The organism is Mesorhizobium sp. M2A.F.Ca.ET.039.01.1.1 (genome assembly GCF_003998035.1).
Taxonomy (GTDB): Bacteria; Pseudomonadota; Alphaproteobacteria; order Rhizobiales; family Rhizobiaceae; genus Mesorhizobium.
Map to the genome: position 1 here is coordinate 1 of NZ_RZRY01000315.1, position 7161 is coordinate 7161.

General features: G+C 63.2%; 8 protein-coding genes, 1 other RNA gene and 2 pseudogenes. 7 read left to right on the top strand and 4 right to left on the bottom strand.

Translation table 11 applies throughout. From position 1 onward, the window contains the following. The first annotated feature begins 27 nt into the window (after positions 1-27). Positions 28-236 (top strand): annotated as a pseudogene (locus EOA24_RS22000) (molybdopterin-binding protein). A 5-nt stretch (positions 237-241) separates the two neighbouring features. On the opposite strand, the gene EOA24_RS22005 reads toward EOA24_RS22000, so the two are convergent. Next, positions 242-1036 (bottom strand): thymidylate synthase, encoded by a 795-nt coding sequence (locus EOA24_RS22005; RefSeq protein ID WP_126064619.1) that lies wholly within the window; start codon positions 1034-1036, stop codon positions 242-244. Between the two features lie 142 nt (positions 1037-1178). Then, positions 1179-1490, bottom strand: coding sequence for a DUF2853 family protein (locus EOA24_RS22010; protein ID WP_042644091.1), 312 nt, complete (start codon positions 1488-1490; stop codon positions 1179-1181). A 168-nt stretch (positions 1491-1658) separates the two neighbouring features. Here EOA24_RS22010 and ssrA point away from each other — a divergent pair. Both ssrA and EOA24_RS22020 read left to right on the top strand, forming a co-directional pair. Continuing rightward, positions 1659-2019, top strand: a transfer-messenger RNA (tmRNA) gene (ssrA, locus tag EOA24_RS22015). Positions 2020-2118: 99 nt separating this feature from the next. Continuing rightward, complete coding sequence (locus tag EOA24_RS22020) at positions 2119-2676, top strand: AAA family ATPase (RefSeq protein WP_126082043.1); 558 nt, start codon at positions 2119-2121, stop codon at positions 2674-2676. Between the two features lie 44 nt (positions 2677-2720). Here EOA24_RS22020 and EOA24_RS22025 read toward each other — a convergent pair whose 3' ends face one another. Then, positions 2721-3926 carry a multidrug effflux MFS transporter gene (locus tag EOA24_RS22025; RefSeq protein WP_126082042.1) on the bottom strand — a complete coding sequence of 402 codons (1206 nt, stop codon included), beginning with the start codon at positions 3924-3926 and terminating at the stop codon, positions 2721-2723. 210 nt (positions 3927-4136) lie between these two features. Here EOA24_RS22025 and EOA24_RS22030 point away from each other — a divergent pair, with 210 nt between their 5' ends. The 4 genes from EOA24_RS22030 (at position 4137) to EOA24_RS22045 (ending at position 5911) form a co-directional block, all read left to right on the top strand. Beyond that, entirely contained in the window at positions 4137-4820 is a 684-nt protein-coding gene (locus EOA24_RS22030; protein WP_126082041.1) for a TetR/AcrR family transcriptional regulator, read from the top strand. Between the two features lie 116 nt (positions 4821-4936). Continuing rightward, positions 4937-5467, top strand: a complete 531-nt coding sequence (locus EOA24_RS22035) for an SspB family protein (protein WP_042644144.1) — start codon at positions 4937-4939, stop codon at positions 5465-5467. 9 nt (positions 5468-5476) lie between these two features. Beyond that, on the top strand, positions 5477-5674 hold the full coding sequence (locus tag EOA24_RS22040) for a DUF4169 family protein (protein ID WP_126082040.1): 198 nt from the start codon (positions 5477-5479) through the stop codon (positions 5672-5674). Positions 5675-5683: 9 nt separating this feature from the next. Next, positions 5684-5911: a ribbon-helix-helix domain-containing protein gene (locus EOA24_RS22045; protein WP_042644100.1), complete on the top strand. Its 228-nt coding sequence runs from the start codon at positions 5684-5686 to the stop codon at positions 5909-5911. Between the two features lie 262 nt (positions 5912-6173). On the opposite strand, the pseudogene EOA24_RS22050 reads toward EOA24_RS22045, so the two are convergent. Continuing rightward, a pseudogene (locus EOA24_RS22050) lies at positions 6174-7161 on the bottom strand (AsmA protein); the annotation flags it as partial.

A 7161-nucleotide genomic window follows, 5' to 3' on the forward strand; every position in this document is an offset into this window, starting at 1 on the left:
GAAACAGCGCTGCTCAAGGAGAGACGCATGAAGATCAGCGCCCGCAATATCCTGAAGGGTAAGGTCACCGAGATCGTCAAGGAGCGACCACCTCGCATGTCAGGATCGACATCGGCGGCGGCGTAATCGTCACCGCATCGATCACCAATGAGGCGGCCGCCGACCTTGCGCTCGAGAAGGGCAAGCAGGCCTATGCGGTGATCAAGGCCTCGGATGTCATGGTCGGCATCGACTGAGCGAGTTAAACCGCGATCGGCGCCTTGATATTCGCGTCCGCGAAATAATTCTCGAGGCGGAAATCCTCGAAACGGAAGGCGAACAGGTCCTTCACCTCCGGATTGATCCACATCGTCGGCAGAGCCTTCGGCGTGCGCCGCATCTGCTCGCGCGCCTGCTCGAAATGGTTCGAATAAAGATGCGCGTCGCCCAGCGTGTGGACGAAGTCGCCCGGCTTCAGCCCGGTCACCTGCGCCACCATCATGGTGAGCAGGGCATAGGAAGCGATGTTGAACGGCACGCCGAGGAAGATGTCGGCCGAGCGCTGGTAAAGCTGGCAGGAGAGCCTGCCTTCCGAAACATAGAACTGGAACAGGCAGTGGCAGGGCGGCAGCGCCATCGCCTCGACTTCGGCCGGATTCCAGGCCGAGACGATCAGCCGGCGCGAGTTGGGATTCCGGCGTATCTCCTTCAAAAGGCCCGCGATCTGGTCGATCTCCCCGCCATGTCCGTCCGGCCATGAGCGCCACTGCTTGCCATAGACCGGGCCGAGATCGCCATTCTCGTCGGCCCATTCGTCCCAGATTGTGACACCGTTGTCGTTGAGATATTTGATGTTGGTGTCGCCGGCCAGGAACCACAGAAGCTCGTGGATGATCGACTTCAGATGCAGCTTCTTGGTGGTCGTGACGGGAAAGCCGCGCGAAAGGTCGAAGCGCATCTGGTAGCCGAACACCGAGCGCGTACCGGTTCCGGTACGGTCGCCACGGTCGCTGCCGTTCTCCAGCACATGCTTCAACAGGTCGAGATATTGGCGCATCGGCTCCGCCTCGATTCGGGTTACAGCCAATCATACCCGACCGACAGCCGGTCGAACACCGCAAAGCGGCTGCGGATGCGGGTCGCACCCAAAAGCCCACGGTGCCGGCACGGTTTCGTGCCGGCTGCCGTGTGGCCAGGACTCAGAGAGAGCCGAGTTTGCCGAGATCCTTGGCAACCAGGTAGTAGAAGGTCACGCGGCTCTTGGTGTTGTCCGCCTGCATGGCCTTGCAGGTCTTCTCGATCGAGGCATTCGCCTTTGCGGCATCGGCGATGCCGAGCTTCTTGCCGATCCAATTCTCGCGAACACGATCGAGTTCCTTCGGGTCGGTGCAGGACACCAGCGAGGAATCGCGGTTCCTGAGCGCAATACCCAAATGCTTAACGATCTTATCGACCGCGTCGGCGCTGGCGCCGGCATCGTATTTCTTCACATCCGCAAGATAGTCGGCCATCGAACTTCCCCTCGTCGGCGCCACGAATCCGGTCGATGAGGGTTGTGGCGCGTCGCGCAACCTTTGCGCTAGGTCAGAGACTCCTCACCGGGAGCGAGATTTGATTGAGTGGGCGCGCAAGTCAACCCTTGGCTGCACAGTTTGGCATAACCGGATAGGCGCCGGTTTGGCCTTTATTTTTTCCTCATCGGTCCCTATATTCGCTTCGTCGGCCTGACCGACTATGGCGATAAACAGGCGATGAAATAAGCCGTTCGGACCCGGGGGCGGTACCCGGCGCCTCCACCAAAAACCGCTCTGGCTGACGGAGCGGCTTTTGCTGGGGGCGAAATAGGATCGACGAAGGTGTAAAGATCGTACTTTTGCCCGGCATTGTACCACCGTCATCGGGCTAAACTTATAGTTGCCAACGACAACTATGCGGAAGCTCGTCTCGCTGCTTAATGCGGCGCGAACGCTTCAAATCAAGCCCTAGCGGTTCGCACTTCTAGGCGGGGTTCGGAGGTACCTGGCAACAGAAACCTCCACCTTCCCCCTTTTTGCTTCTTCCGAATAATCGAACGGCCAAGGCTCGTCCGGCGCTTTGATGCGCGGCACGGCCTTGCCACTCATCCTCCATGGACAGCCGATGCAAAACGATTGCGACCGATTCTTCGTGCTGACCGGCGGTCCGGGTTCCGGCAAGACCACCTTGATCGTAGCGTTGCAGGCCAAGGGTTTCGCGACGGCCCCCGAAGCCGGGCGCGGGATCATCCGCGACCAGATGGCCATCGGCGGCTCTGCCCTTCCCTGGCAGGACCGCGGGCTCTTTGCCGAGCTGATGCTGTCGTGGGAACTGCGCTCCTGGCACGCCGCGCACGGCGAGACCGGTCCGGTCTTCTTCGACCGCGGCGTGGCCGATACGATCGGCTATCTCAGGCTCTGCGGCCTGCCGGTGCCGGATCATGTCGCCAGCGCTGCGGAAAAATTCCGCTACGCGCGCCGCGTCTTCGTGACGCCGCCCTGGCCGGAGATTTTCACCCAGGACGAGGAGCGCAAGCAGACGCTGGGCGAGGCCGAGCGCACATTCCGCTCAGTGACCGGCGTCTATGCGGAGCTCGGTTATGAACTGGTGCCTTTACCTCTTGCCTCGGTTGAAGAACGGGTGCGCTTCGTCATCGATCAAGCGGATTTGCGGCAGATATGAAAAAGGCCGGACGAGCCGGCCTTTTTGGGGCTTTTCGAGGCGCCTTACTCTGCCGGCGCCTCGACCGCTTCACGCGCGCGGCCGAGCGTCAGCTTGGCCAGCGTGAACGAGATCACGGCGCAGAGCGTGATGCCCGCCACCATCGGCAGCGGCGTGCCGTCGAAGAAGATGCCGGCGACGCCCATGGCCAGCGCGCCGATGGCGAAATGCAACGTACCCATCAGCGCCGAGGCCGTGCCGGCGATCTCGCCATGCTCCTCCATCGCCAGCACCGAGCTGGTCGGGATGACGAGGCCGAGGAAGCCGTAGCCGACGAACAACAGCGCCGCCATCACGTCGAGCCGGTCGACGCCCGAAGCCATGATCGCGAACAGCGCCACCATGACAGTGGCATAGCCGGTGACCGCAACCCAGACGACGCGCTTCAACCCGAAGCGGTCTGCCAAGAGACCCGTCAGCTGCGACATGCCGATGAAGGCAACCGCATTGATCGAGAAGAACACGCTGTAGACCGACGGCGACAGGCCGTAATGGTCGATCAGGATGAAGGACGAGCTCGACAGATAGACGAAGAAGCTCGCAATGCCGAAGCCGGCGATCGCCACCAGGCCCAGGAAATTGCGGTCGCCCATCAGGTAGCGGTAGCCGGCGAGCGCCGTGCCGAAGGACGAGCCGGCCCGCTCTTCAACCGCCCGCGTCTCCTTGAGCGAGGTGGCAATCAGGATGGTGGCCAAGGCAGCCGCGCCCGTGACGGTCCAGAACACGGCACGCCAACCAAAACTCTCGATGATCTGGCTGCCGGTCAGCGGCGCCAGGATCGGCGACACCGAGAAGACCAGCATCAGAAGCGACATCAGCTTGGCGGCCTCATTGCCTGTGTGCAGGTCGCGCACGATGGCGCGCGGCACCGCCATGCCGGCGCTGGCGCCGAGGCCCTGCAGGAAGCGGAAGGCGATCAGCCACTCGATATTCGGCGCCATGGCCGAGCCGACGCCGCCGACCATGAACAGCGCGAGGCCGGCATAAAGCGGCGCCTTGCGGCCGACCATGTCGGAGATCGGCCCGACGACGATCTGCCCGAAACCCATCGACAGGAAGAAGATCAGAAGGCTCATCTGCACGGCGGCGGTGCCGGCATGCAGGTCCTGGCCGATCGAAGGCAGCGCGGGGAGATACATATCGATCGCGAACGGGCCGATCGCGGACAACAAGCCGAGCACGACCGCGATGCGGAGGAATTTGGGACTCATGATAAAGGCTCTTTTCGGATCTGGTTGCCGCCGCTCAATACCGGCGTCTGAACCCAGGACGTTCCATCCCGCGGGGAATCCTACAATGAGAGTGAATTCATTCGCCTTATCAGGCGAACATATTCGTCTCTTCAGCGGGATTTCCCTTCGTTGTGTCCACAAATTTAGACAGGCTTGTCCAATTCGTCAATCACCGCTATATGGATTTCCATGAGGCACGGCGTTTCTCCTGACACTTTCCCGCCACGCAGCCATGAGGCCAAGCGCGTGTCGGTGGTGGATGCAGCCGCTTCCGTCTTCTGCCGCGAAGGCTATGCCGGCGCCAATATCGACCTGATCGCGGCCGAGGCCGGCGTATCGCGGCAGACCGTCTACAACCATCATGGCGACAAGGAAAACCTCTTTGTCGCCGTCGTGCGCGATCTGACAGAGCGCTGCAATGCCGGCATCTTCAGCACCATCGCCAGCTTCCCCGACCAGCCCACCGACCTCGAGGCCGACCTGATCGCCTTCGCGGTGCGCATGAACCGCAATTGCATCTGCAACCGCGATGGCCGTTTCCTGCGCAAGCTGATCCAGGCCGAAGGCGAGCGTTATCCGGAACTGTTTGCGGAATGGCGCGAGCAGGGCCCGGGCCGCACATGGTCGGCGCTCGCCGCCCGTTTCGCCCGGCTTGCCTTTGCCGGGCATCTCTCGATCGGCGATCCGGACGTCGCGGCGCGCCAGTTCCTTGCCCTCGTCAACGCCGAGCTTCAGATCACGTTCATGCTAGGCGGCGTGCCAACCGAGGAAGAGGTGCTGCGCTCCGCCACCAACGGCGTGCAGACCTTCCTCAGCGCCTTCGTCAGAAAGAAGTCGCCAGCCGGCAAACAGGCCACACTCGTTCACGCCTGAGCGATCAAATCGCTGGCGCCCCTCTTGGCCTCACCGCTTTGCGCCTATATGCGGTTTACGCCGCGCTCAAGCTTGATTACAGCTATGCGGACGATTCAACGGAACCCGACCATCACATGGCCGACGACCACATCCGCTACGACATTCTGGCCCAGGAGGCACTGCGCGGCGTCATGCGCAAGGTCCTGGCCGAGGTCGCGCGCACCGGCCTTCCGGGCAATCATCATTTCTTCATCACCTTCCTGACCGGCGCGCCGGGGGTGCGCATCTCGTCGCGGTTGCGCGAGCGCTATCCGGAGCAGATGACCATCGTCATCCAGTTCCAGTATTGGGACCTCAAGGTGACGGATGCCGGCTTCGAGGTCGGACTTTCCTTCTCCGACGTTCCAGAAAAGCTCGAGATCCCCTTCTCCGCGGTTCGCGGCTTCTACGATCCGTCGGTCAATTTCGAGCTCGAATTCGACGTCAAGACGGAGAGCGTGGAAGACGAGGCCGCCGCTCCGGCGCCTGAACCGATCGCCGTCGTTCCCGAGAAGAAGCCGGAAACCAAGAAGAAGGCCGCCGAGAGCGAAAAGAAGCCGGCGGTCGCCGAGACCGGCGGCAAAGGCGCCGACGTCGTCTCGCTCGACGCCTTCCGCAAGAAGTAGTCCGGCGCCATGGGCGAGGTCATCAATCTCCGCCAGGCCCGCAAGCAGAAAGCGCGCAGCGAGAAAGAACGCCAGGCGAGCGAGAACCGGGCGTTGCACGGCCGCTCGAAGGCGGAGCGCGAGCGCGACCGGCTGACATCGGAGAAGGCCGAGACATTCATGGCCGGCCATCGCCGGGAAAAGCCCGACGACCCCGGCAAGCGCTGAGTCAAAGCAATGGCCGCGGTCGAAAAACGTTCGGTAACGATCCGTGGTCACCGCACCAGCTTTTCCCTGGAGCAACCCTTCTACGACGACCTCGTCGCCATCGCCGCGCAGCGTTCGCTGTCGCTCGCGGCCCTGGTCGCCGAGATCGATGAGACGCGCACCCGCGACGCGAACCTGTCGTCCGCGCTGAGGCTCTATGTGCTGGCCTGGGCGAAACGCGGCGGCGCTGGATCCTGAGGGTTGCTTTTAAACCGGATCGCCGGGGATTGCTTGAGGCCGCCCAACAACGATCGCGATGGGCGTTTCGGCCGATCTCCAACGCTTGCCCCCTGCCAACGTTAAAGCATGTCTCCCGAAAGTGGGACCCGGTTTCGGGATAAAGACATGCGCAAAATCAAAAACCTAAAGCGCATGGAGCGAATCTGAAAGATTGCGACGCGCTTTGCAGAGCCGACCGGTCAAATCCCTGTGCTGGGGACCAGCTCCGCCGCGCGAAAGCTCAACCGCCGTCGAGCGACTTCAGCAGATTGTCGATCGTGAACGGATTGGCCTTCGGCTTGGCCGGCGGCGGACTCGAACCGTCATTGACGCCGGGGAGTGACTGGTCCGCCTTTGGCGCCTGCTGAGCCGCCTTGCGTGCTGCTTCCAGCTTCGCCTGCTCCGCCTTCTTGCGATCGGCCTCGGCCTGCGCCTTGGCCGCCTCGTCCGCAGCCCGCTGCTCGGCCTCGGCCTTCGCCTGTTGATCAGCCTTCGCCTTGGCGTCCGCTTCGGCCTGCGCCTTGGCGTCGGCTTCCGCCTTCGCCTTCGCCTCTTCGTCGGCCTTGGCTTTTGCCTCGGCTTCCGCCTGTGCCTGCGCTTCTGCTTCGGCTTTCGCCCTGGCCTCCGCCTCGGCTTTCTGCCGCGCTTCTTCCTCTTGCCGGCGCAACTCCTCGGCCGCCTTGTCGCGCTCCGTCTGCAGCGCCGCGAAATAGCGCGCCTCGCGTCGCAGCCGCTGCTTCTCGAGCAGCGCCGCTTGCATCGCCTCGACCCGCTGCTGCTCCTTCTCCAGCGCGCGCTGCGTCAGGAATTGCGCCAGCGGACCGCTGTCGAATTGGGGCGCAGCGCCCCCGACCGGGCCGGCCAGGCTGAAATTGACGGCAGGCTCCGAGCCGACCAGCGCCTCGTCGCCGGGACGATAGGTCAATGTCCCCTTTGCGGTGACGGTGCTGGTGTTGAGATCGGCGGTCACATCGGCGGACAAGCTCGCGCCGGGACTGTCGAGGCTGATCGGCGGCGCCCGCAGCGTCCCGTTGGCGACGGTGAAGGCCACGTCCGTGTCGCCGGCGGCGAAGCTGCCCTCCCCGGCGATCTGCGGCGCGAACTCAGCCGTCTTGGCCGTGTCGATGTCGCGCCCGATCGCATCGGCCTTGGCGATGATGGCGGCAAAGCCGTCCGGATTGATGCCGCCCACCTTCAAGCCCTTCAGGGCTGCGGTGCCGGATCCGGAC

What these genes read in the sequence shown, in the direction of transcription:
- EOA24_RS22025 (WP_126082042.1), bottom strand. Translation starts at nt 3,926, where the DNA reads ATGAGTCCCAAATTCCTCCGCATCGCGGTCGTGCTCGGCTTGTTGTCC.
- EOA24_RS22045 (WP_042644100.1), top strand. Translation starts at nt 5,684, where the DNA reads ATGGCCGCGGTCGAAAAACGTTCGGTAACGATCCGTGGTCACCGCACC.
- EOA24_RS22030 (WP_126082041.1), top strand. Translation starts at nt 4,137, where the DNA reads ATGAGGCACGGCGTTTCTCCTGACACTTTCCCGCCACGCAGCCATGAG.
- EOA24_RS22040 (WP_126082040.1), top strand. Translation starts at nt 5,477, where the DNA reads ATGGGCGAGGTCATCAATCTCCGCCAGGCCCGCAAGCAGAAAGCGCGC.
- EOA24_RS22035 (WP_042644144.1), top strand. Translation starts at nt 4,937, where the DNA reads ATGGCCGACGACCACATCCGCTACGACATTCTGGCCCAGGAGGCACTG.
- EOA24_RS22005 (WP_126064619.1), bottom strand. Translation starts at nt 1,036, where the DNA reads ATGCGCCAATATCTCGACCTGTTGAAGCATGTGCTGGAGAACGGCAGC.
- EOA24_RS22010 (WP_042644091.1), bottom strand. Translation starts at nt 1,490, where the DNA reads ATGGCCGACTATCTTGCGGATGTGAAGAAATACGATGCCGGCGCCAGC.
- EOA24_RS22020 (WP_126082043.1), top strand. Translation starts at nt 2,119, where the DNA reads ATGCAAAACGATTGCGACCGATTCTTCGTGCTGACCGGCGGTCCGGGT.